The organism is Myroides sp. C6-3, from assembly GCF_050522425.1.
GTDB lineage: Bacteria > Bacteroidota > Bacteroidia > Flavobacteriales > Flavobacteriaceae > Flavobacterium.
In genome coordinates this window covers 183,110-207,113 of record NZ_JBMVQP010000001.1, presented here as the reverse complement: position 1 = coordinate 207,113, position 24,004 = coordinate 183,110, and the positions used below count along the sequence as shown (strand labels likewise).

18 protein-coding genes and 1 tRNA gene are annotated in these 24,004 nt (G+C 36.1%); 6 read left to right on the top strand and 13 right to left on the bottom strand.

Annotation, left to right across the window (positions count from 1 at the left end; translation table 11 throughout):
- Window positions 1-92: 92 nt before the first annotated feature.
- From ACPDG9_RS01000 to ACPDG9_RS00990, 3 genes are all read right to left on the bottom strand, one after another.
- Window positions 93-165, bottom strand: a tRNA-Gly gene (locus tag ACPDG9_RS01000).
- Window positions 166-374: 209 nt separating this feature from the next.
- Window positions 375-2,975 (bottom strand): DNA mismatch repair protein MutS, encoded by a 2,601-nt coding sequence (mutS, locus tag ACPDG9_RS00995; protein WP_430525997.1) that lies wholly within the window; start codon window positions 2,973-2,975, stop codon window positions 375-377.
- Window positions 2,976-3,053: 78 nt separating this feature from the next.
- Window positions 3,054-3,566 (bottom strand): FUSC family protein, encoded by a 513-nt coding sequence (locus tag ACPDG9_RS00990; RefSeq protein WP_430525996.1) that lies wholly within the window; start codon window positions 3,564-3,566, stop codon window positions 3,054-3,056.
- 200 nt (window positions 3,567-3,766) lie between these two features.
- Here ACPDG9_RS00990 and ACPDG9_RS00985 point away from each other — a divergent pair, with 200 nt between their 5' ends.
- The gene (locus tag ACPDG9_RS00985; protein ID WP_430525995.1) at window positions 3,767-4,294 is read left to right on the top strand and encodes an RNA methyltransferase; all 528 of its coding nucleotides are present in this window, start codon (window positions 3,767-3,769) and stop codon (window positions 4,292-4,294) included.
- A 42-nt stretch (window positions 4,295-4,336) separates the two neighbouring features.
- Here ACPDG9_RS00985 and folK read toward each other — a convergent pair whose 3' ends face one another.
- The gene (gene folK / locus ACPDG9_RS00980) at window positions 4,337-5,473 is read right to left on the bottom strand and encodes a 2-amino-4-hydroxy-6-hydroxymethyldihydropteridine diphosphokinase (protein WP_430525994.1); all 1,137 of its coding nucleotides are present in this window, start codon (window positions 5,471-5,473) and stop codon (window positions 4,337-4,339) included.
- Window positions 5,474-5,595: 122 nt separating this feature from the next.
- Between folK and sppA the strand changes: the two genes are divergently transcribed.
- The 3 genes from sppA (at window position 5,596) to ACPDG9_RS00965 (ending at window position 10,297) form a co-directional block, all read left to right on the top strand.
- Window positions 5,596-7,356, top strand: a complete 1,761-nt coding sequence (sppA, locus tag ACPDG9_RS00975; RefSeq protein WP_430525993.1) for a signal peptide peptidase SppA — start codon at window positions 5,596-5,598, stop codon at window positions 7,354-7,356.
- Window positions 7,357-7,444: 88 nt separating this feature from the next.
- On the top strand, window positions 7,445-10,090 hold the full coding sequence (locus ACPDG9_RS00970) for an AsmA-like C-terminal region-containing protein (protein ID WP_430525992.1): 2,646 nt from the start codon (window positions 7,445-7,447) through the stop codon (window positions 10,088-10,090).
- Window positions 10,091-10,180: 90 nt separating this feature from the next.
- Window positions 10,181-10,297, top strand: coding sequence for a DUF6088 family protein (locus ACPDG9_RS00965; RefSeq protein ID WP_430526002.1), 117 nt, complete (start codon window positions 10,181-10,183; stop codon window positions 10,295-10,297).
- A 79-nt stretch (window positions 10,298-10,376) separates the two neighbouring features.
- Here the strand turns inward: ACPDG9_RS00965 and ACPDG9_RS00960 are convergent, their stop codons facing one another.
- Complete coding sequence (locus tag ACPDG9_RS00960; protein ID WP_430525991.1) at window positions 10,377-11,174, bottom strand: DUF2797 domain-containing protein; 798 nt, start codon at window positions 11,172-11,174, stop codon at window positions 10,377-10,379.
- Window positions 11,175-11,282: 108 nt separating this feature from the next.
- Here ACPDG9_RS00960 and ACPDG9_RS00955 point away from each other — a divergent pair, with 108 nt between their 5' ends.
- Complete coding sequence (locus ACPDG9_RS00955) at window positions 11,283-12,797, top strand: GH3 auxin-responsive promoter family protein (RefSeq protein ID WP_430525990.1); 1,515 nt, start codon at window positions 11,283-11,285, stop codon at window positions 12,795-12,797.
- 67 nt (window positions 12,798-12,864) lie between these two features.
- On the opposite strand, the gene ACPDG9_RS00950 is transcribed toward ACPDG9_RS00955, so the two are convergent.
- The 3 genes from ACPDG9_RS00950 to ACPDG9_RS00940 all read right to left on the bottom strand — a co-directional run bounded on the left by ACPDG9_RS00950 (window position 12,865) and on the right by ACPDG9_RS00940 (window position 17,317).
- Window positions 12,865-13,098, bottom strand: a complete 234-nt coding sequence (locus ACPDG9_RS00950) for a hypothetical protein (RefSeq protein ID WP_430525989.1) — start codon at window positions 13,096-13,098, stop codon at window positions 12,865-12,867.
- A 127-nt stretch (window positions 13,099-13,225) separates the two neighbouring features.
- On the bottom strand, window positions 13,226-15,382 hold the full coding sequence (locus tag ACPDG9_RS00945; protein WP_430525988.1) for a S46 family peptidase: 2,157 nt from the start codon (window positions 15,380-15,382) through the stop codon (window positions 13,226-13,228).
- 690 nt (window positions 15,383-16,072) lie between these two features.
- On the bottom strand, window positions 16,073-17,317 hold the full coding sequence (locus tag ACPDG9_RS00940) for a 3-deoxy-D-manno-octulosonic acid transferase (RefSeq protein WP_430525987.1): 1,245 nt from the start codon (window positions 17,315-17,317) through the stop codon (window positions 16,073-16,075).
- A gap of 163 nt (window positions 17,318-17,480) precedes the next feature.
- Here ACPDG9_RS00940 and ACPDG9_RS00935 point away from each other — a divergent pair, with 163 nt between their 5' ends.
- Window positions 17,481-18,611 carry a DegT/DnrJ/EryC1/StrS family aminotransferase gene (locus ACPDG9_RS00935; RefSeq protein WP_430525986.1) on the top strand — a complete coding sequence of 377 codons (1,131 nt, stop codon included), beginning with the start codon at window positions 17,481-17,483 and terminating at the stop codon, window positions 18,609-18,611.
- A 30-nt stretch (window positions 18,612-18,641) separates the two neighbouring features.
- On the opposite strand, the gene ACPDG9_RS00930 is transcribed toward ACPDG9_RS00935, so the two are convergent.
- From ACPDG9_RS00930 to lptC, 5 genes are all read right to left on the bottom strand, one after another.
- The gene (locus tag ACPDG9_RS00930) at window positions 18,642-19,838 is read right to left on the bottom strand and encodes a multidrug effflux MFS transporter (RefSeq protein WP_430525985.1); all 1,197 of its coding nucleotides are present in this window, start codon (window positions 19,836-19,838) and stop codon (window positions 18,642-18,644) included.
- Between the two features lie 73 nt (window positions 19,839-19,911).
- A complete protein-coding gene (fabD, locus tag ACPDG9_RS00925; RefSeq protein ID WP_430525984.1) occupies window positions 19,912-20,784 on the bottom strand; it encodes an ACP S-malonyltransferase in 873 nt (290 codons plus the stop codon).
- 105 nt (window positions 20,785-20,889) lie between these two features.
- Window positions 20,890-22,983 (bottom strand): peptidylprolyl isomerase, encoded by a 2,094-nt coding sequence (locus ACPDG9_RS00920; RefSeq protein WP_430525983.1) that lies wholly within the window; start codon window positions 22,981-22,983, stop codon window positions 20,890-20,892.
- Window positions 22,984-23,235: 252 nt separating this feature from the next.
- On the bottom strand, window positions 23,236-23,436 hold the full coding sequence (locus tag ACPDG9_RS00915; RefSeq protein WP_430525982.1) for a hypothetical protein: 201 nt from the start codon (window positions 23,434-23,436) through the stop codon (window positions 23,236-23,238).
- Window positions 23,437-23,439: 3 nt separating this feature from the next.
- Window positions 23,440-23,997 (bottom strand): LPS export ABC transporter periplasmic protein LptC, encoded by a 558-nt coding sequence (lptC, locus tag ACPDG9_RS00910; RefSeq protein WP_430525981.1) that lies wholly within the window; start codon window positions 23,995-23,997, stop codon window positions 23,440-23,442.
- Between the last annotated feature and the right edge of the window lie 7 nt (window positions 23,998-24,004).

Sequence of the window (24,004 nt, the reverse complement as noted above, 5' to 3'; positions counted from 1 at the left end):
CGGGACTTGAACCCGCACGAACATTACTGTTCACTGGATTTTAAGTCCAGCGTGTCTACCACTTCCACCACTCGAGCTGAAAAATACTCTCGAGCGAAAAACGGGGTTCGAACCCGCGACCTCAACCTTGGCAAGGTTGCGCTCTACCAACTGAGCTATTTTCGCAAGCGTTGTATGATCGTGCATTATTTCTGTAATGCGAGTGCAAATGTAGTATAATTTTTTACTTGTACAAATGTACAATTGCATTATTTTTTGATGAACTTTTTAAGCGTTTGGTAGTCAGGAGGTAAAAAGGTGAATTTTTTTATAAAAAAATCGACCTACTTGTTGATGTAAGTCGATTGTACGCTATTTATCGATTTATTTTTTACTTATTGAATCAGTTTTTTTAGTTCATGTAGTTTCATTAAAGCCTCTACAGGAGTTAACGTATTGATGTCAATCACCGATAATTCATCTTTTAAACTAGCTAAAAGTGGGTCATCAATATTAAAAATACTCAATTGTAAATCTTGTTCTGCGGGTTTTAAACCTGTGTCCTCCTCATTTCGATGTGTTTTCTCCAATTGCTTTAGCATCTTTTGAGCTCTATTTATTACGATTTGTGGCATCCCAGCCATTTTGGCGACGTGAATACCAAAACTATGTGCACTTCCTCCAGGTACTAATTTGCGAATGAACAACACATTGTCTTTTAATTCTTTTACCGAAACATTGTAGTTTTTTACACCTTCAAAATGTTCTTGCATATCATTTAACTCGTGATAATGGGTAGCAAACAGTGTTTTGGGTTTAGCGGGATGTTGATGTAGAAATTCCGCAATCGCCCAAGCGATGGAGATTCCATCATATGTACTGGTTCCACGGCCAATTTCATCCAATAATACCAAACTTCGATCTGAAATATTGTTCAAAATAGAAGCGGTTTCATTCATCTCGACCATAAAGGTAGATTCACCCATAGAAATATTATCTGAAGCGCCAACGCGGGTAAATATTTTATCCACAACTCCCATGCGTACGGATGCTGCAGGGACAAAACATCCCATTTGAGCCAAAAGAACAATCAACGCTGTTTGACGTAATATGGCAGATTTCCCCGACATATTCGGTCCGGTTATCATGATAATCTGCTGGGCTGTATTGTTTAAAAATACATCATTGGTAATATAGGGCTTATCAAAAGGCAATTGTTTTTCAATGACAGGATGACGTCCTTCTTTGATTTCTAAATCATAGCTATCATCGAGAATAGGACGCACGTAATTGTTATCTAGTGCTAGTTGAGCAAAAGAAGACAAACAGTCCAATTGAGCGACTAGATGAGCATTCAATTGAACAGGTTGAATATACTGTGCGCACCAGTGTACAAATTCGTCATAGAGTTGCCCTTCAATTTGGCTTATCTTTTCTTCAGCACCTAAAATTTTGTTTTCGTATGCTTTTAATTCTTCTGTAATATAGCGCTCTGCATTAACTAAGGTTTGCTTGCGAATCCACGTTGTTGGAACCTTGTCTTTATGGGTATTGCGCACTTCAATATAGTAGCCAAACACGTTGTTGAACGCTATTTTTAAAGAGGGTATACCTGTATTTTGACTCTCTCTCTGCTCCATCTCATCCAAGTATCCTTTGCCAGTAGAGGAAATATTGCGCAATTCATCTAGCTCTTCATTCACTCCAAAAGCAATCGCATTTCCTTTGCTAATCGACACGGGAGCATCAGGGTGAATCGTTTGTGCAATTCGCTCTCTCAACAAGCCACAATCGTGTAATTGATCACCAATTCCCTTCAGCGAATTGTTTTGGCTCTTTAAGGCTTGCATTTTGATTGGTATAATTGCGTCTAAAGATTCTTTTAAATACAAAAGTTCTCGTGGAGATACTTTTCCCGTAGCAATCTTTGAGGTCAAGCGCTCTAAGTCGGATATTTTTTTTATTTGGCTTTGGAAATGAGCCAATGTATCTTGTTGTTGTGTAAGAAATGCTACTACTTCATGGCGTTCCACAATGTTTTTCTTCTTTTTCAAAGGCAATGCTAGCCAACGTTTGAGTAGTCGACCCCCCATGGGAGAAAGTGTCTTGTCAATCACATCCAAAAGCGTAATCGCATTAAAATTACTGCTTTGATATAATTCTAAATTGCGAATGGTAAAACGATCCATCCAAACATAAGCATCTTCTGCAATGCGTTGAATGTTTGAAATGTGTTTAATACGCGTGTGTTGTGTTTCTGAAAGATAGTATAACACAGCACCACAAGCAATGATACCATCCGTTAAATCTTCAATGCCAAATCCCTTTAGTGAATTGGTTTGAAAGTGTTTAGTAAGTGACTCAAAAGCAAAATCTTCTTTAAAAATCCAATCATCTAAAAAGAAGAGATTGTAAGTAGAACCAAATTGCTGTTGAAAGGAAATTTTATTGTTTTTTTGAACTAAAATCTCACTGGGATTGAAGTTTTGCAACAATTTATCGATGTATTCCTCATCCCCTTCAGCAGTGAAAAATTCTCCTGTTGACACATCCAAAAAAGCAATACCTAACGCTTTCTTAGTAAAGTGAACCGCACATAAAAAGTTGTTGGATTTAGATTGTAAAACTTCATCGTTCAATGCTACACCAGGAGTTACTAATTCTGTAACCCCTCTCTTAACAATCGTTTTTGTCATCTTGGGATCTTCCAACTGATCACAGATCGCTACGCGAAGCCCAGCTTTAACCAGTTTGGGTAGATAAACATTTACCGCATGATGAGGAAAACCCGCTAACTCTGTTTCACTTGAAGTTCCTGCCCCTCGCTTGGTTAAGGTGATTCCTAAAATTTGAGCTGTTCGAACGGCGTCTTCTCCAAAAGTTTCATAAAAATCCCCCACGCGAAACAACAGACAAGCATCGGGATACTTTGCCTTTATTTCATTGTATTGCTTCATTAATGGAGTTTCTTTTGTCACTTTTTCTTTCGCTGCCATAGATGTGTTTTTTAGGTAGTAGTACGAATGCACAAATATACAGTAAGATTACTGAGATAGCTAAAAGCAATAGATTTTTTACGATAAAGGGATGTCATAATAACGTTTTAATCGGCGGATTGGGATGGAGGTAAGAATCACAATCGTCAATCCAATGACACAGCCAATTGTAACGGCTAAAAAACGAAATAATGGCGTCATCTCTGTTATTCCTGTACTGGGTTGAACTAGTATAATAACCAAGGCGACTAAAGCCACACGTGCCATATTGAGGATTTTAAAGAAATAACAGATGAGTATGGTTAACACAATTCCAAAGAGAATTACATACAAGTTAGGCGTGTGAATTTCCAAGCAAATTAACCCTACCACAGATCCAACCAAATTCGATTTAAATCGCTCAATAGATAATTTTTTCGAATTTTGACCTTCTGGTGAAATAACCAAAATAATGGAAATTATCGTCCAAAGTGTCTCGTGATCTTTGAAATGAATAAAAAGATAATAGCCAATGCAGAAGCCAATTAGACAGCGGATGGTATAAATGAAGACGGCAGAGGTAATTATTTTTTTGATTATTTCGTGGATCATAGTTGAATTTTAACCCGCAAAATTATTGAACTCCTACAGGTTGAACAAGTATTCTATATCAAATATTAGTTAAAAGTGTAGAGGTGTTGGTAGAAATTTTAATAAAAAAGTGATTTTTGTGTTGTTTTTTATTTTACTAGGTTAAATAGTGGGGGAGTATCGGTATAATCAATACTTTTGCAGAAATATAGCTGAGTATTATGCGAAAATTAGCCAATAGCGAATTAGATAGAAAAAGTGTTGATGAATTTAAAACATCAGAAAAAACGCCAATTGTTGTGATTTTAGATGATGTAAGAAGTTTGCACAACATCGGATCTGTTTTCAGAACATGTGATGCATTTTTGGTAGAAAAAGTATACTTGTGTGGGATAACAGCGACTCCACCCAATAAAGAAATACACAAAACTGCTTTAGGAGCAACGGAAACCGTGGCTTGGGAATATGTCAAAGACGTTGTTGAGGTTGTAGCCCGTTTAAAAGAAGAAGGTGTATCCGTACAAGCCATTGAACAAGTAGAAAACAGTGTGATGTTGAATGATTTTCAAATAGAAGCAGATAAAAAATATGCCTTAGTATTCGGAAATGAAGTGAAAGGTGTTTCACAAGGTGTTGTCGATTTGAGTGATGGGGTAATTGAAATACCACAGATAGGAACGAAACACTCGCTGAATATAGCAGTAAGTGCAGGAATTGTTGTTTGGGATTTATTTCAGCAAATGCAATAAAAAGGAAAAGCTCCAATAAACACAAAGTTATTGGAGCTTTTTTTATTTAGCTAGTTTTGCTTCGATTTGATCTAAGATAAAAATGTAATCAGCTTGATTGGCAACAAAGTCTAAATCTGAGATATCAATGACTAAAACTTTTTCTGTTGGAATGGTTTTCATAAAGTTGAAATAGCCCTGAGTTACCTTATCCAAATATTGTCCTGAAATATCACTCTCATAGGAGCGTCCTCTTTTTTGAATATTTTCTAACAAGCGATCTGTATTTTGATAAAGAAAGACATATAAATCAGGTTTAGGTGTTTCTTTATACATAATGTCAAAGACTTGTTGGTATAAGCGAAATTCATCTTCTTCTAAAGTGATTTGAGCAAAAATCAACGATTTAAAAATATAGTAATCGGCAATAATAAATTCTTTGAATAAATCAAATTGCGCTAGATCATCCGAAAGCTGAGAATAACGATCGGCTAAAAAAGACATCTCCAATGGAAAAGCGTAGCGATTGGCATCCTGATAAAATTTGGGTAAAAATGGATTATCGGCAAAACCTTCAAAAATACTCTTGGCATTGAAATCTTCTGCAATGCGATGCGTAAGCGTTGTTTTTCCTGCTCCAATATTTCCTTCAATTGCTACAAAATTCAATTTTCTCAGTGGGTGGGATTGTAACTTGGTCAATAACACATCTACTTTTTGAAAGGTAGTTTGGTCTTTACAATCGCGTATTAATTGAGCAACATTTTTTTTGAGGATGGGGTGAATCCAATCTAGTTGCAAATCAGACATAGGTTGTAATACAAAAAGACGATCCTGCATTAAGGGATGTGGCACTACTAAATTGGATTCATTGATAATCTCATTATTGTAAGCAATAATGTCTATATCAATAACTCGGGCGGCATACCCAATTTGTTCGGTTCGGATTCGCCCTAGTTTTTTCTCTATCTCTAAGATTTTGACAAGCGCTGTTTGGGCATCAAAGAGGGTATGTGCGACTAAAGCACAATTGAAAAAAGGCTCACTTTCAAATCCCCAAGCTGGAAGTTCATAAATTGGAGAAAGTGTAATGATAGTTCCTATTTCATTGTGAATTAGATCTATAGCTTCTTGTAGGTTTGCTTTCTTGTCTCCTTGATTCGTTCCAAGAGATAAAATTAGCCTGTTCTGCGTATTCATAGCACAAAAGTAAGTAAAAGAAAGTTGAATTAATGCTAACTTTGTGGAGATATTGAACGGGAAAAACATTTTATTGTAACATTTGTTTGATCGAATCTACTAATAGACTAAAATATAATACTATGAAATTCTTAAGAAACTTGTTAGCAACCATAGTCGGGTTATTTATCTTTTTCGGCTTGTTGTTTTTTATTTTTGTTGCTATTGCAGCAGCGGCAGGAAGCTCAGAGAAAGTGATTGTCAAAAATAACGCTGTACTTAGCTTAGACTTGTCTACCGTACAGTATGATTATGGAGGGAAATTTAGCTATAAAGACTTTAGCTTTAACGATGAAAACAAAGATGGTGTTTCTGACGTTTTGATGGCTATTGAACAAGCGAAAAACGATGATCGCATCAAGGGAATCTCAATGTTAAATAACGTTTCTACTTTAGGATTCGTTCAGCGCAGAGAAATTAGAGAGAAACTACAAGATTTTAAATCAAGTGGCAAATTTGTTGTTTCTTATGCGAATGTACTAACACAAGGGGAGTATTACTTGAACTCAGTTGCAGATACGGTATATGTGAATCCAGTAGGTGGGGTTGACTTTAGAGGATTGTCAACTGAAATACTATACTTAAAAGGGTTACAAGATCAAACAGGAGTACACATGGAGGTTATTCGTCATGGTAAGTACAAAAGTGCAGTTGAGCCGTACCTAGAAAAACAAATGAGTGAAGCCAATAGAGAGCAAATCACTGTATTCTTAAATTCCATTTGGGGTACGTTAGTTCATGATATTTCTAAAAGCAGAAACATTAGCGTTGATCGCTTGAATGAGATTGCTACCAATTTAGCAGCTAGAACACCAGAACGCGCTTTAGAGGCGAAACTGGTAGATAAAGTGGCTTATGAGGATGAGTATCATGCAGGAATTAAAAAGGCGTTAGGCGTTGCACAAGACAAAGACTACAATAAAATTGATATTTTAGAATATATCAAAGCAGGTGGTCCAACGGTGAAAAAAGCAAGTAGTGATCAAATTGCTGTAATTTACGCACAAGGACAAATTTTAAGCGGTGAAGGTAATGTAAGCTTTATCGGTGAAGGATCGATCAATAGAGCGTTGCAAAAAGCGCGTAAAAACGATAAGGTAAAAGCAATTGTATTGCGCGTAAATAGTCCAGGAGGTAGCGCTTTAACTTCAGACCTTATTTGGAGAGAAATTGAATTGACGAAGAAAGTAAAACCTGTTATTGTTTCTATGGGAGATTTAGCTGCTTCTGGTGGATATTACATCGCTAGTGGAGCTGATCACATCTTTGCTGATCCTGCTACAATTACTGGATCTATCGGAGTGTTTGGGATGTTGCCTAACTTTAGTACACTAGCAACTAAATACGGTGTGAATGCGGAACAAGTGAAAACACATCAAAATGCAGCTTCGTATAGTCCGTTCAGAAAAGTAGATGAATCTTTTAAAACAGAAGTAACAGAAAGTATTGAGTTTATCTATGAGACCTTCGTTAACCGCGTGGCGGCCGGTCGTGGGATGACGTTCGAGCAAGTAGATGAAATCGCACAAGGACGTGTTTGGACTGGAGTAGATGCAAAAGAAAAAGGTCTGGTTGATGAACTAGGAGGACTAGGCGATGCGATTGCTTATGCCGCAAATAAAGTTGAAATCGAAGATTATAAAGTGGTAAGCTACCCTGAGTATGAGTTAAAAATCAATGATTTATTGCGCAATTTCTTAGGTGCTTCTATTATGCAAACGCAAGATGAATTGCTAAAAGAAAAAATTGGTCAAGAGAACTTCGAAATGATGGAGCGATTAAATTACTTCAATTCCCTCAAAGGAGCACAAGCGATTATGCCGTTCGAAATTAAAATTCAATAGGTTAAGATTTACTTAATAGAAGGAAAGAGTTAACTCATCATATGGAGTTGACTCTTTTTTTTGTTATTTTGTATAAAATTAATTGATTATGAAGAAGAAAATTTGGTTATGGATCGGAGGCGTTGTGCTAGGGATATTCTTATTACTCCTTGCGGCTCCCTTTTTGTTTAAAGGAAAAATTCAAGATTTAGTATTAAAGACAATCAATGACAACTTAACAGCAACTGTTTCGTTTGATAAGGTGAATTTGAGCTTGCTGAAAAACTTTCCTAAAGCAACGGTTAGTATTGAAGGATTAACTGTAGTGAATACAGCTCCTTTTGAAGGAGATACGTTAGTCTATGCGCAGACAATTGGATTGAAAATGTCGGTGATGGAGTTGTTCAATGGAGCAAATGAACCGATGAATATTGAGGAAATCCAATTGAAAGAAGCTAAAATCAATGTTATTGTCAATGAACAGGGAATTGCCAACTATGATATTGCCTTGAAAGAGGAGGAGGAAAAAGAGGAGGACGATACCAAAGAAGATACTCCTTTTTCGTTAGCTTTAAAACACTATCAAATTGAACATTCTCTCATTGCGTATACGGATTTGAGTTCAAAGATGAAGGTGGTGATTGAGGAGTTTAATCACGAAGGAAAAGGAAATTTAACAGCCAATGTTTTGGATCTATATACTAAATCGAAAGCGAAGGTTTCTTTTGTTATGGATGGAACTTCTTTCCTCAATCAGGTACAGCTTTCATTGGATGCCCTCATTGGTATGGATATGGATCAACAAATTTATAGCTTCAAAGAAAATAAAGCGTTGATTAATCAGTTGCCTTTACAATTTGACGGTCAAGTGCAACTGGTAGAACAAGGACAAGCTTTTGATTTGTCTTTTGCTACGCCTGATTCTGATTTTAAAAACTTCTTAGGGTTAATTCCCGAAGCTTATGCAGGTGGACTTAAAGGAGTCACTACAACTGGGGATTTTAGAGTAGCCGGACAAGTTAAGGGCATGCTTACAGAAACAACAATTCCAACCTTGGCAATTGAGATGGCAGCCAATAATGCATCCTTTAAGTATCCAGATTTACCTAAGGCGGTTGAGCAAATCAACTTAGATATGCAGATAGTGAATAAGACAGGATTGATGAAAGACACCTATGTAGATTTAAACAAATTGTCTTTTAAAATTGATCAAGATGTATTTAACGCGAGTGCAAATATTAAGAATTTAAGTGAAAATCCACTTGTTGATGCGAAGTTGAATGGAGTGATTAATTTAGCTAATGTTACTAAAGCCTATCCTGTAACAATGGATATTCCGCTAACGGGAATTTTAAAAGCGAATGTAACAACGAATTTTGACATGAACTCCGTAGAAAAAAGTCAATATCAAAACATCAAGAATGCAGGTGATATTAGTTTGACGAATTTCCATTTTGCATCGGATGCTATGGCAAAGCCATTGGATATCAAAGAAGCAGCGATTTCATTTAACCCCAATCACGTGAGTTTGAATAAATTTGCTTTAGTAACAGGACAAACTGACGTTACAGCAGATGGACGCTTGGATAATTTGTATGGTTTCTTATTTAATAAGCAAACATTGAAAGGAAACTTTAATGTGCGTTCAACTAACTTCATTTTAGCGGATTTATTGAAAGAAGATACCACAGCTCCTACAACAGATAAACCGAAAGAGGATAAAGCTAAATCCACTCCATCAACAGAAGCTTTAAAAATACCAGCTTTCTTAGATTGTACCATTAATGCAGATGCCAAAACAGTGGTCTATGATAATCTGACCTTGAAGAACGTAAAAGGACGTTTAATCGTCAAAGATGAAACGGCGCGTTTAGAAAATATGACCACGGATATCTTTGGAGGAAAATTGGCATTTGCAGGCGATGTGTCAACGAAAGAAAAACAACCGAAATTCGCAATGGATTTAGGTTTGAATACGCTCGATATTAAAGAAACATTTACGCAGTTTGAATTCTTGAAAAAAATTGCACCAATTGCGGGAATCATCGCCGGAAATATCAATGCTAATATTAAATTAGATGGACAGTTAGAAGGCAGTGATTTTTCACCTATTATGAATACACTCTCAGGTGATTTAACAGGTGATATCTTAAATTCACAAGTGAATGTTGCAAACTCAAAACTGCTTTCATCTTTGGATTCAGCTGTGAAGTTTATTGATTTGAGTAAATTGGATTTGAACAATAAACGCATTCACTTAAAATTTAAAGACGGTAAAGTACAAGTATCACCTTTTGATCTGAAAGTGAAAGATATGAATGTTCAAATTTCAGGAGAGCACGGTTTTGATCAACAAATGAATTACGCCTTAGACTTTAAAGTGCCAGCAAAAATGCTAGGATCAGATGTAGCGAGCCTATTAACTAAATTAAGCCCACAAGAAAGTACTAAATACGAGGCTATTCCGGTAAAAGTGGATTTAACGGGTAACTTCAGCGCGCCTAAAGTAGGAACAAATATGAATGAAGTCGTAACGAATCTGACCAAGCAAATTGCGGAAGATCAAGCGAATAAATACCTTGATAAAGGAAAAGATGCCTTGAAGGATTTACTCGGTGGAGGAACTAAGAATAAGGATAATACAGAAGGAACACAGAGTGAAGAAGGAGAAAAGAAAAAGAGTGAAACAGAAGAAACAGTTGATAAAATAGGAAAGGGATTGAAAGATCTCTTTGGAAAAAAGAAAAGTGAATAAAGACTAGTCCTGAAAAACCGATACAGGATAAAAATTCAATAAAAGGAGTAGAGTTTTAAAGCTTTACTCCTTTTTTAATGGGATGATTTTATCGCTTATGGTACAGCTCATAATATTCGTCAAATGCTTTTCCGATTAGAAAAGAAACAGAGTATAGAGCGAATTGAACACGGTATTTACATGAAGCCTAAAGAGGATCGTTTGTAGGGAAAGGTATATCTCAGAATAGAAGATATTGAAAATAAATTGACATTGAATAAAAAAGGAAACATTTAGCTTCCTTTTTTTATTCAATGTCAATTTGAACGACATAACCCTCATAGGTTCTAATATTGAAAACAGTTCCGTCTTCAAATAGTAAATACTGACCTTTAACTCCTTTTAAAATACCTTGATAAGAAGGGGTTTTCTCCAAGTTTAAACTTTTTATTTTAGAGGGAAACTCCAATACAGGATAGTTCAATTGATACACTTCTGCTGTAGTAGAAGTAAAGTAGGGTTGTACTTCCTTAGGAAGTTTATCGAGTAAGGTATTTCTAATACCTGCTAAATCTGTTTCAATGATGTCGTTTTGCAGCATTTTGCGCCAATTGGTCTTATCTGTAAAGAGATCTTTTAGGGCAACTTCTGTAATTCCCGCTAAATAGCGATTGGGTACTTCTACTAGTGCAATAGCACTTGAAGCTCCTTGGTCGATCCAGCGCGTAGGTACTTGTGTTTTTCTCGTTACGCCAACTTTAACATCACTAGATGCCGCGAGATAAACAATATGAGGTTGTAGTTGTACTTTACTCTCATAATCCAAATCCCGATCTGCAATACCTAAATGTGCCGTACTCAATTCTGGACGCATAATCCAATCACCAACCGCAGGACTTGCATAAAAACACTCATAGCAAAAACCTTGGCGAAATATTTTTTTGTGTACTCCACAGTTCAAACACTCATAATCAACAAAGGTAATCTTGAGCGGTCGATCAAGGACTTGGTTTAAATTAATGAAGTTATTTTGAAAGACTAAATAGTATTCAATCGGACTGCTCCATTCCGTCTGCATTTTGTTTAAAACTCCTTCGTATAGCATAAATAAAATTGTTATTTTTGGGTAAGGAGTAAAAGTACAAAAACAATTTTTATTGTTTAGATCCTCTTTTTACAAGGAAAAGAGAGTTACTTTATTAATAATGTAAATATGGCGCTGACAATTGTTAATTCTATTGCTTCGTGGATTCTAAAAAAGAGAATTCATCAAATAGATTTATTTCGAAAATACCCGAATGAGGTACAAAATGATGTTTTTTTAAGCTTGATTAAGGCAAATGAAAAAACATTACTAGGTAAGCAATATGATTATGCTAGTATTAAAAACTATGAAACATTTGCAGAACGCGTACCAATGTATACGTATGAAGAATTTGAGCCTTTTATTGAAAGAGCAAGGAGAGGAGAAAGTAATATCTTTTGGTCAGAACCTATTCGTTGGTTTGCTAAATCAAGTGGTACAACAAATGCGAAGAGCAAATTCATTCCTGTTAGCAATGAAGCTTTAGAAAACTGTCATTATAAAGCGGCAAAAGATTTGTTGTGTTTGTATCTCAATAACAATGAAAACTCACAGTTATTTACGGGAAAAGGACTTCGTCTAGGGGGAAGTAAACAACTGTACGAAGATAACAACACGATTTTCGGCGACTTATCTGCTATTTTAATTGATAATATGCCTTTTTGGGCGGAGTTTAGTAGTACACCTTCCAATAAGACTTCGTTGATGGCGGAATGGGAAACCAAAATGAATGCGATTATCAAGGAAGTACAAGACGAAAATGTCACTAGCTTTATGGGGGTTCCTTCTTGGATGTTGGTTCTATTTAACAAGATTATGCAAGAAACGGGAAGGGGGAGTTTGTTGGACTTATGGCCTAATGCAGAAGTATACTTTCATGGAGGAGTGAGTTTCGAACCCTATAAAGAACAATATCACAAGCTGTTGCCTAGTGATTCATTTAAATATTATGAGATTTACAATGCATCGGAAGGATTTTTTGCGATTCAAGATCAAAATGGATGCAATGAGCTTTTATTGATGTTGGATTATGGTATTTTTTATGAATTTATTCCTATGGATACTTTTGGTACAAGTGCTCAACGAATAATACCCTTGAGCGGTGTTGAAGTAGGGAAGAATTACGCCATGCTTATTACAACGAATGCGGGATTAGTTCGCTATTTAATTGGGGATACGGTGCGTTTTACTAGTCTATTGCCTTATCGAATTAAAATTACAGGACGAACAAAACACCATATTAATGTTTTTGGAGAGGAGTTAATGGTTGAAAATACAGACCGAGCCTTAGCTAAAGCGTGTTCCTTGTTTCAAGTAGAAATTGCGGAATATACAGTAGCGCCAATTTTTATGGTAGGCAAGGAAAAAGGGGCACACGAATGGATGATTGAGTTTACTAAGGCACCACAAGACTTAACTAAGTTTGCTGAGGTACTTGACCAATGTATCCAAGAGGTTAACTCCGATTATGAAGCGAAACGCTACAATAATATGACTTTAAATCCTTTGGTACTGCATCAAGCACGTCAAGGATTGTTTTACGATTGGTTGAAAGTAAGTGATAAATTAGGAGGACAACACAAAGTTCCACGTTTATCAAATGAAAGAAAGATTATAGAAGAATTACTCGATTTGAATAAATAAATGCCAACGGATATAAAAAAGAAAAGCCCCCACCTTGTGGGAGCTTTTTTTTTATTGCTAGCTAAAATTATTTAGCAACTTCTTCTGTAGCTGGAGCTTCTTCTGTAGCTGGAGCCTCTTCTGTAGCTGGAGCCTCTTCAGTTACAACTTCTTCAGTTGCAGGAGCTTCCTCAGCTGGAGCTACTACTTCTTCTGTAGTTGTTACTTCTTCTTGAGCTGGTTCTTTTGCAGTGTCTTTACAAGAAACAAAAGATACTCCCATCATAGCTACTAAAGCAATGCTTAATGCGATTTTTTTCATTTTACTAAAGTTATAAAAGTTAATTATTAATTCGATACAAATATAGAAAATATATTATTCAATAATTTGTTTTTGTAAAATATTTTTCTACAAAAAAATGTTTTATAATCAATTGAAAATCAATCAATTATTTTTTATTATTTTTTGGATTTACCAATTTCATTTCATTTATTAGGTGTTTTGCATCTGCAAACTTATCGATAATGAATAAAATATAGCGAGCATCTACCATAATATTTCTACAAATAGCAGGATCATAATAGATGTCACTCATGGTGCCTTCCCAAACGCGATCAAAATTTAATCCAATTAAGTTTCCATGAGCATCAATAGCGGGACTACCTGAGTTTCCACCTGTAGTGTGGTTTGTAGCAATAAAGTTCACGGGTAACTTTCCGTCTTCTCCATATACTCCATAATCTTTAGTATTGTAAAGCTCAATTAGCTTCGCAGGTACGTCAAATTCGTAATCCCCAGGAACGTATTTTTCGATGATTCCCTCTAAGTGTGTAACAGGCTCATAGTAAATCGCATCTTTAGGACCGTAACCATCCACTTTTCCATACGTTACGCGTAATGTGCTGTTTGCATCAGGGAAAATTCTCGCATCAGGATAAAGCTCTAATTGCGCTTTCATATAGGTGCGTTGTAGTGCTTTGATTTCGCGATCTAATGCTTCGTATTTAGGAAGAATGTTTGCTTCGTAGTTATCAAATAAACGCTTGGCAAAAACATAGCCTTTATCTGCTTGTAATGCCGCTTTTACTTGGTTTGCATCTCCATGTAATAATTCTTTTAACCCCTCATAAGAAGTCAATTTACTTTGCGTATAGATTTCTTGTGTCAAAGCAGCTACATCTGCTTGTTGTAAGGCAGGTGCTAAATGTGCTTTTGGTGCTTTTTCTTTATATAACGTAACAATAGCTTTGAAGACATCTTGGTCTACATTCTTATTGTAGTTTTTGTAGAAGCGCTCTTGCGATTGTAAGAGACTAGCTTTTCTGCTTTCAAATTGCGCTTGATTGTTTAAAGTGTTTTCAATTGCAGATAAACGCCAAGCGGTAGCTAGTAACTCTCCATTGCGCAAAGCAACTTCCATGAAATAGTCTCTACTTAATGAATAAGGAGCAATTTCGCGGTATAATTTTTCGAATTGCGGTAGAATAGCAGTGTATTCTTTCGCATTTTTGCTTTTCTTCGCTCTGTTAACAAAGTCTTCTTCAAACGTTTTTTTAGCTGCTACGGCGTTACTCTTCTTTAAACCTTGGCTTTCTCCAATCCATTTTTTCCAATAATTCGCTGTTCCAGCGTATTTAGAAGCATATTGAATTTTAATGGCTTGATCATTGCGCATATATTCATCCGTGATCTTTAACGCAACATCTCTTACTCCAATTTTTGCAGGATTTAAGTCATTGATGATTTGCTCAATTGCGTAAGAAGGCAAGTATTCTTGTGTTTGTCCAGGATATCCAAATACCATAGTGAAATCATCTTGTGCTACTCCATCTAATGAAATTGGGAAGAAGTGTTTCGGAGTATAAGGAACGTTGTCTTCAGCATAAGCTGCAGGGCGATTGTTTTGATCTGCATAAATGCGGAATAAGGCAAAATCTCCCGTGTGACGTGGCCATACCCAGTTGTCTGTATCTGAACCAAATTTACCAATAGAAGAAGGCGGTGCTCCTACTAAACGAACGTCTTTAAAGGTCTCTGTTACAAATAAAATATATTGATTCCCTTCATAAAAAGACTTGATCTTGTTTTCTTGCCAATCTTTTTTAGGAAAAGTGGCAACTGTACGAGAAATATTCGCTTTTATTTTTTCTTGTTTTTGGATTTCTGTATCCTTTGCTTTTACTCCATGCATAACTGCTGCAGTAACATCTTCGATACGCACAATAAAAGTAACTTCTAAGTTGTCATTTGGCAATTCTTCTGCTTGAGTTTTAGCCCAGAATCCCTCTGCTAAATAGTCGTGTTCCACCGAAGAATGCGATTGAATTTGACCGTATCCACAATGGTGATTCGTCAAGAGTAATCCTTGGGCAGAAATGACTTCTGAGGTACAACCCCCATTAAAGTGGGGAACGGCGTCTTTCATGCTGGAGTTATTTACATCGTAAATATCTTGAATAGACATTTTCATTCCCAAGGTTGTCATCTCTTTTTCATTCATCCCTTCTAATAATGAAGGAATCCACATTCCTCCTTGTTGACCGTAAACAGGAACAATAAGGAGTGCAACGAGCAGTTTAAATGCGTTTTTTAATCTTAATTTCATAAAAGTGTTCGTTAGGTTTTTATGCAAGGCAAGATACAACTATTCATCTAATAGGTTGGGTAGTTTGCCGTAGCTTCCTTGATTTTAAGTATATTTTGAGAAAAAAAATATTTTTTTTTGACGGGTAGATAAATAAAAAGGTGATTTTTAATAGTGTATGTGATCAAAATCAACGTTAATTGAACTAGATGTTCCATTATTGTTGGTTTTTATTTCTCCTCTTACCTTTAGGGATACCTGTGATTGATGAGGGGGATACGTGATGAATAGCAAAGGGTGTTAAAAAAAAGAGGATTCTATAGCTGTTTCTCTAGGGGAGGGTGAAAAAAGTGAGATCCTCCTTAAATAGAAAGGCTGTAGATAAAAAATCAAGTATTTAACGACTTAGTTTTTAGAAATCAAATAAAAACTGTTGTGTCAATCGATAATTTGGCTTATCTTGCTCATTCGGTATGGATCTAAATTTTATATACCTCTAACTTTCTATAAGTTACCTATAGTGTAATTATTAATTCATAGTATAAAAGGTAAGTAAACAAAAGTGTTTACTTACCTTTTTTTGTTTTTACAGCAGTCTTTGCTAGTAGTTAACCGAGTTATTAACAATTGTATTTGGATAAAAATAATCTGTTTGTTAATAACTTTTGTTTATTCTTTATTCGTTCTTTTTTTGTTGTAACTAGTTTGTTTTTACTTGAATATGTGATTAATTATCCTTTTTGTTGCTGCTTTATTAGCTAGAATAAAGGTAGAGCTGATCGTGTTTAATTCACCGCGATAGGTGTTGTTTGTTAATAACTTCTCTAGATTGTTGATAAAGTCCTCTTCATTGTTAATAACTATGCAGCTACCCAGTTGGATGAGATCTTTAGCTTCTTGAAATTTCTTGTAATTCGGCCCAATAAGAATGGGAACACCAAAGGTCGCAGCTTCTAAAATATTGTGAATGCCCGCGCCAAATCCGCCTCCAACATAAGCAACAGTGGCATAGCTATAGGCTTTAGTCAATAAACTATAAGCATCAATAATGTAAACTTGGGTTTGGGATAGATCAGTTGTTCCTGCTACATAAAGTGAATGGAGTTGTTTGGGTTTTTGTATGGATTCATACAGCTGCTTGATTTGCTCTGATTTAATATTGTGCGGGGCAAGAACGATTTTTAATTCTTCATCAGCGAGTTGGTTAATATAGTCCACGATAATCTTTTCATCTTGGGGCCATGAACTTCCTACAACAAGCGTTTGTTTTGTTTTTCCTTGTGTAAGTTCTTCTAAAAAAGGAAGCGTATTGTCGTTTTCTAAGATTTGACTTACGCGATCAAAACGCGTATCACCTACTACTTCGCTATTGTTTAACTGTAGGGTAGATAGCAATTGTTTTGATTGTTCATTTTGAACAAAAAAATACGTGAAAGCAGTGAGTGCTTTTCGATAGAAACCACCATACCACTTAAAGAATACTTGATTAGGCCTAAAAATACCTGAAACTAAATAGGTGTCAATAGCTTGTTTTTTTAATTGATCAAGGTAGTTGGGCCAATATTCGTATTTGACGAAAAACACTTTTTCTGGATGTGCGAGTTTAAGGAAAGTTTTGGCATTCTTTTTTGTATCCATAGGCAGATACAAGGTAGCGTCTGCTAGGGTATTATTTTTTTTAACCTCATATCCTGAAGGAGAGAAAAACGTCAGCACAATTTTATGAGCGGGAAATCGTTGTTTCAGTTCTTCCATAATGGGAAGACCTTGTTCATATTCACCTAAAGAGGCAACGTGTATCCAGAATACGCGATCGGTAGGCTGGATGTTTTGTTTTAAAATGGAGAAAGACGCTCGTCGTCCCTGAACAAATAACTTAATCTTTGCATGGAATAATGCAATGATAGACAAGATTGCCACAGCGATATGAAGAAGTAGATTGTAAAGAAATAGCATATAGAATGGTTTATCTAGCGAAATTACATTTCTTTTGGTAAAGAAAAGATTTTTGATGTAAAGAAATTAGTATTTTTGTAGTTATAAAACATATCGACGGTCGAGTTGTTTTGCTCTAGAAGTAAGGAAGAGCAAGAGACTTAGAGATACTAAATCCAATGTGATGAAACAAATTCAAATGGTTGACTTAAAAAGTCAATATGAAGGAATTAAAGAAGAAGTTAATCAATCTTTTCAAGAAGTTTTAGAATCTTCTGCATTTATCAACGGCCCTCAAGTGCATACTTTTCAAGCTAATTTAGAAGAGTATTTAGGGGTTAAGCATGTGATTCCATGTGCAAATGGAACAGACGCATTACAAATTGCGATGATGGGACTTGGCTTACAGCCTGGTGATGAGGTAATCACGGCTGATTTTACTTTTGCTGCTACTGTAGAAGTTATTGCTTTATTACAACTAACACCCGTTTTAGTTGACGTTTGTCCGAATAGTATGAATATTGATGTTGAAGCAATTAAAAGAGCAATTACTCCTAAGACAAAAGCTATTGTACCTGTGCACTTGTTTGGTCATGTGGCTAATATGGAGGAGATTATGAAGATTGCTGCAGCACACAATTTGTATGTAATTGAGGATAATGCACAAGGTATTGGAGCAAGCTATACTTTTGCTGATGGTAAGAAAGTAAAAACGGGGGGAATTGCCCATGTTGGCGCTACTTCTTTCTTCCCTTCTAAAAATCTGGGCTGTTACGGAGATGGGGGGGCTATTTTTACGAATGACGATGAATTAGCACATATCATTCGCGGAATCGTGAATCACGGAATGTATGAGCGTTACCATCACGATGTAGTTGGGGTAAACTCTCGTTTAGATAGTTTACAAGCAGCTGTTTTAAATGCAAAATTACCACGCTTAGATCAATATAATAAGGCGAGAAGAGAGGCTGCAAATCAATATTCAGCGGCTTTGGCGAATCATCCAAATGTGATGACTCCGGTTGTTGAAGGAGATGAAGATAGCCATGTATTTCATCAATACACTTTGCGCATTGTAAATGCGGATAGAAATGGATTAATGGCACATTTGCAAGCCAAGGGAATTCCGTGCGCTATTTATTATCCAATTCCATTGCACAACCAAAAGGCTTATTTAGATCCTCGTTATAAAGAAGAGGATTTTCCTGTTACCAACCAATTGGTAAAAGAGGTGTTGTCCTTACCGATGCATTCTGAATTAGAAGCGGATCAGATTAAATTTATTACGGACGAAATAAAAGCCTTTTTAGGATAGTCCAATTGAGATAAAAAAAGCCTTGAGAAATCAAGGCTTTTTTATTTGTTTTTGGTTTGTCAGTGTATTGATAAGTAAGGAACACAACGCACAAGTGGCTAAAGACAATGCTACAACGTGCATAGAACCGTCGTTTAACGTATTTAATAAAACAGAGGTCAAGAAGGTAAAAGTCAATTGAGAAGCGCCAAATAAGGCAGAGGCAATACCTGATTCTGCTTTAAAAGGAGACAAGGCCAAGGTTGTTGCAGTTGGAAAAAGCATACCTAAAGGCAAAACGAAAAAGAAAAGGGGGATGAGTTGATAGTAAATAGAAATTTCCATCAAGATAAAGAGCAGGAGGAATAAAGCGGCAACTAACTGTATGCTTGTTCCGAAGGTGATGATGTGCTTGGCTTCTAGGCGTTTTCTTAAAAAAGATGAAGTTAGGAATGACCCTAGCATCAAACCGCAAGAATTGACCATAAATACGACACTAAAAGCGGTGCTGCTTAGTCCACCTACATCCATAACTAGTACAGGTGAGTTAGAAATATAAAGCATCAAACAACTAAAGGCTATACTTCCAACAAAAGTATAGGTGATGAATGTTTTATTTTTGAACAGTTTTACATAGTTTTGGGCGATAGACCTTACCTCTAAAGTAGGTAATCGATTGGAGAAGTCTTCTTTTAGAAAAGTAAAAGTCATTGCAATACTCAGCAAGGCAAACAGTCCCATTGCTGTAAAGATATGCGGCCAATCAAAGTATTTTAAAACAGCATTACCAAGAATTGGAGCTACTATGGGGGCGATTCCGCCCACAAGAGCTAGTATGCTGAATATTTTGAGTGTTTTGTCTTTGTCAAAGCGCTTGTTGACTATAGAACGCGCAATGACTAATCCACCGCTACTTCCGAAAGCTTGTAGAAAGCGATACGCCCACATCATTTTGATGTCAGTTACATAGAGACAGGCAAAAGATGTGAGTATAAAAATAGTTAGGGATAGGATAATTGGCTTTTTGGCTCCGTATTTATCTGATATAGGTCCCCAAAATAATTGGCCAATAGCAAGACCTCCTAAGAAGGTAGATAGCGATACTTGAACGTAGCTAACATCCGTTTGTAAATCTGCGGCTATTTTTGGGAACGCAGGCAGGTACATATCGATAGCTAGGGGACCTAAGGCGGTTAAGCTAGCGAGTGTAAAGATTAATACCCACTCTTGAAGTGATAGTTTTTCCAAGGTAATGATTGAAATAGAAAATCCTTGATGTTTTTGAGATCAAGGATTTGTGATATAGTATCGGTTATTTGTATTAAACGTTGTGTGTTTCAGCGTCTTTATCAATTTTCTTGATTAAGCCTGTTAGTACTTTTCCAGGTCCTACTTCTGTAAAGCTACTAGCGCCATCTGCGATCATTTGTTGTACGGATTGTGTCCATTTTACAGGAGCCGTTAATTGTACAATTAAATTGTTTTTAATCACTTCAGGGTCATTTACTGCAGCGGCAGGTACATTTTGATATACAGGGCAAGTTGGCTGATTGAACGTTGTTGCTTCTATGGCTGCTGCCAATTCTGTACGAGCAGGTTCCATCATTGGAGAGTGGAATCCGCCGCCAACAGGAAGTAATAAGGCTCTTTTAGCACCTGCTTCTTTTAATTTATCACATGCTTTTTCAACTGCTGTAGTTTCTCCAGAAATCACCAATTGACCTGGGCAGTTATAGTTAGCAGCAACTACTACACCTTCTATTTCGCTACATACTTGTTCAACGATAGCGTCCTCTAAACCTAGTACGGCTGCCATAGTAGAAGGGGTAATTTCACATGCTTTTTGCATGGCCATTGCGCGTTGAGCTACTAATCGTAAAGCATCTTCAAAGGCTAAAGTTCCGTTGGCAACTAAAGCAGAAAATTCACCTAAAGAGTGTCCTGCAACCATTTCAGGTTTGAAGTTTTCAATTGTTTTAGCCAAAATAACAGAATGTAAAAATACCGCAGGTTGAGTAACTTTCGTCTCTTTCAGTTGTTCCGCAGTTCCTTCAAACATGATATCAGTGATATTGAAACCAAGAATATCATTTGCTTGATCGAATAACGCTTTAGCGATTGGAGAACTTTCGTATAAATCTTTACCCATTCCTGTGAATTGAGCACCTTGACCAGGGAAAACGTATGCTTTCATAAGTATCTTATTAATATAAAGGTTTGGGCAAAAATAAGGTATTTTTATTAGTTAAACGAAGGAGAATAAAAAAGCCATCTAAATGTAGATGGCTTTTGATATGATTTATTGGATAACTCCAAGTCTGTTGTCTTTAATTTTAGCTTGATCTTTTAAAGCTTGTAATACTTTAGAAGTAGCACTTGAACGAACTACAGCTTCTGTTTTAGTTTTGTAGCTGTTGTAGTGATCTAAGTTTGGAGCTAAGGTAACTAGTGTTGTTTTAACCATGTACACTCCTTTAACACCATCGATCAATTTTGAGCTTTCATTTTTATTTGTTGCGAACGCTGTTCCTACAACTAGTGGCTCATTACCAATGTTTGTGATTAATGGATTTTGTCTTGTTACATCCATGATAACCGCAACTGAAGCATTGGTTTGTTTCGATACTTCTTCTACTGTTGAACCTGTCATTTTTTGTCTAATGATTTGAGCTTTTTTCTCGTTCATTAGGATTGGCTCTACTATTTTTCTAGCTTCTTCTATTGGTAATAGACCTGTGTTGTTTGTAGATGCAATCTTTGCAATAATGTATCCATCAGGAATATCAAAACGCTTCACATCTCCATCTTTAGCATCTTTGTTAAATGCCCAAGAAACGATTTCGCTTCTTGCTCCAACTGCTTGTAAGTATTCATCAAAAGGACGAACTGTAACATCTTGTTGAACAATCGCATTTAATTTTTCTGCTTCAGCAACAAAACTTCCTGTTGATGCAGCTGCTTCAATCGCAGTTGCTTTTGAGAATGTGTCATCAGCTGTTGCTTCAGAAGCTTCAATTTTTCTAGCTAAAGTAGCAATTTGTACACCTTCAGATTTTCCTAATACTTGGATAACGTGGAAACCATAATCTGTTTCTACTACACCTATTTTACCTGAAGGGTTGTTGAAGATAAAGTCTTCAAATGGTTTTACCATCTGACCTTTAGCGATGTCTTCGTATTTACCTCCGTTTGCTTTTGATCCCGGATCTTCTGATTCTGCTTGAGCTAGTTCAGCAAAATTAGCAGCCGTTGCTTTTTTCAAAATTTCTTCTGCTTTTGCTTTTGCTTCTTCTTTTGTTCTTGTAGCTGCACTTTGAGGTGCTCCTGCATAACCAATTAAAATGTGAGCTGCGTTTGCTTTAGCGCCCGCTTTTTTGTTTACAACACGAGAAATACAGTAGTGGTCATTAAATAAATAAGGGCCAAATACTTCTCCTGGTTGAAGGTTGTATAATTGCTCTTGATATTCTAGTGGTAAATCTTTTTTCGCGTAGTAAACACTGTCAAATTTAACATCTGAATTTGCGTTAACAAAAGCAGCTAAATCTCTAGTTGCTTTGAAACCAGCAATTGTATCGTTCTTTTTCGTTTCAGCATTATACTGTACTGTTGGCAGTAAGAAAGCTTGAACAGTTTCTTTTACCTCTTCTTTATCTTGGTCTGAAGGTTTACTCTCTACATAAGCATAAGTTAACTCGCGCGTAGGTTCTGATTTGAATCTATTCTCGTGTTTTTTCATGTAGGTTGTGATTTCAGTATCACTTACTTTCGCCTCATCATCATTAACTGTGCTATAAGGAACAGTTACGTAATCGAAGGATACTTTACTGTTCTCTCCATGGTAAGAGTATTTAGCTTCTGTTTGCGTTGTATATAGACCACCTTTGATTAAAGCGTCATACATTTGTTGCAAACCAAATTTTTCTAATTCTACTTCATAGTTCAACCAAGCTTGCCATTGTTCTGGACCTGCTTGTTTCATTTGCATTACCCATCCATTGAATTTTGCAACGTCAAATTGACCTAGTTGGTTTTGGAATTCAGGACTATTAGCAAACATAGGGTTGGTTTTCACTACGTTGATTAATTGTTCTTTTCCGATTTGTAAACCTAATTTTTCGAACTCTGTTTTTAGCAGTATATTATTCACTTCGTTATTCCAAACCATTTGATAGGCTTGGTTTCTGCTCATCTGATTCCCTTGCTCTGCTTGGGAAACTTTCTGTTGAAAAATCTGCGTATTGATGTCCTCGCCATTTACGCTTCCAATATTTCTCGAAGCACCAGCACCTCCGCTTCTAACTACGTCTCCAATAACGAATGCTAATAAAGCAATACCAATTACTGCAATTAACAGCGCCGACTTTTGTCTAATTTTTGATAAAACTGCCATGTTTTTTTATTATGTGTAATTTTTTTCAGAGAGCGAAAATACAATTATCTCTTTAATAATAAAAGGGGTAAACCTATTATTTTAGTGAAAGAATGCGTTTCTCGACGATTTTTGCTGTTAAAAAATAAAATTTTTTACTTAATGCTTGATTCTAGCTAGTAAAAGACAGGTGATTGATCTAAATTTTTAAAAAAGATAAATAAGGGATAAACTAAAAAAAACGCCTTGTTAAGTTCAACAAGGCATTTTGATTTATTTCTTTTTGTAGTGATCTACCATTCTTTTGCTATATTTTCTTCTAAAGAAGAACATAAATACAGCAATACCTGCGACTAAAAAACTTGTCCAATAGTCCGAGAAAGGAACCCCTTCTGTTATTTTGTGAATGCCGTCAAAAATAAAGAGACAAGCAATGAATAAATATAAAAAGGGTATAATCTGTAATGCTTTCATGATTTAGTTTTCTTTTTTAATACTTTCTGCATAGCTATTTCTAGCCTTTATTACGTTTAGCTTTCCGTCGAAGTCAACGCCAACACCTTGAGTAAAGTTGTCGCGATCCGTCGAAGCTTTGTATTTGCCATTGGTATAAAACCAATCGCGCTTTTGGTCGTAATACAATTGATCCGATTCTAATTTTTTATTGTCGTGTGTAGTGATAACCACGTTTCCTCTTAAATCTACCAGTTCTGTTGCGGTGTATTGAATGGCGTAATCTGCTACTACGGTATTCTTGTTGTTTTCGTTGTCAAAGAAGGTTAAATGAATGCCTTCTGGAAATTCGATGAACTTGTATTTAACCGTTGAGTAATCAAGCATCTTATCGCTAAGTAAAATGGCTTTAACTCTTCCAGAATCTACATACTGACCTTGCATTTTTTCCGCTATTCCCGCAGGATAAAACGGCGCTTTGTTGTGTATCTTTTGAATGTCTTTGAAGTTGCTTTCACAAGAAAAGACCGTTAGGATACAAAGCGCTAAAAGAAGGAAAGGCGTTTTTTTAGCTACGAGCATGAGTAAA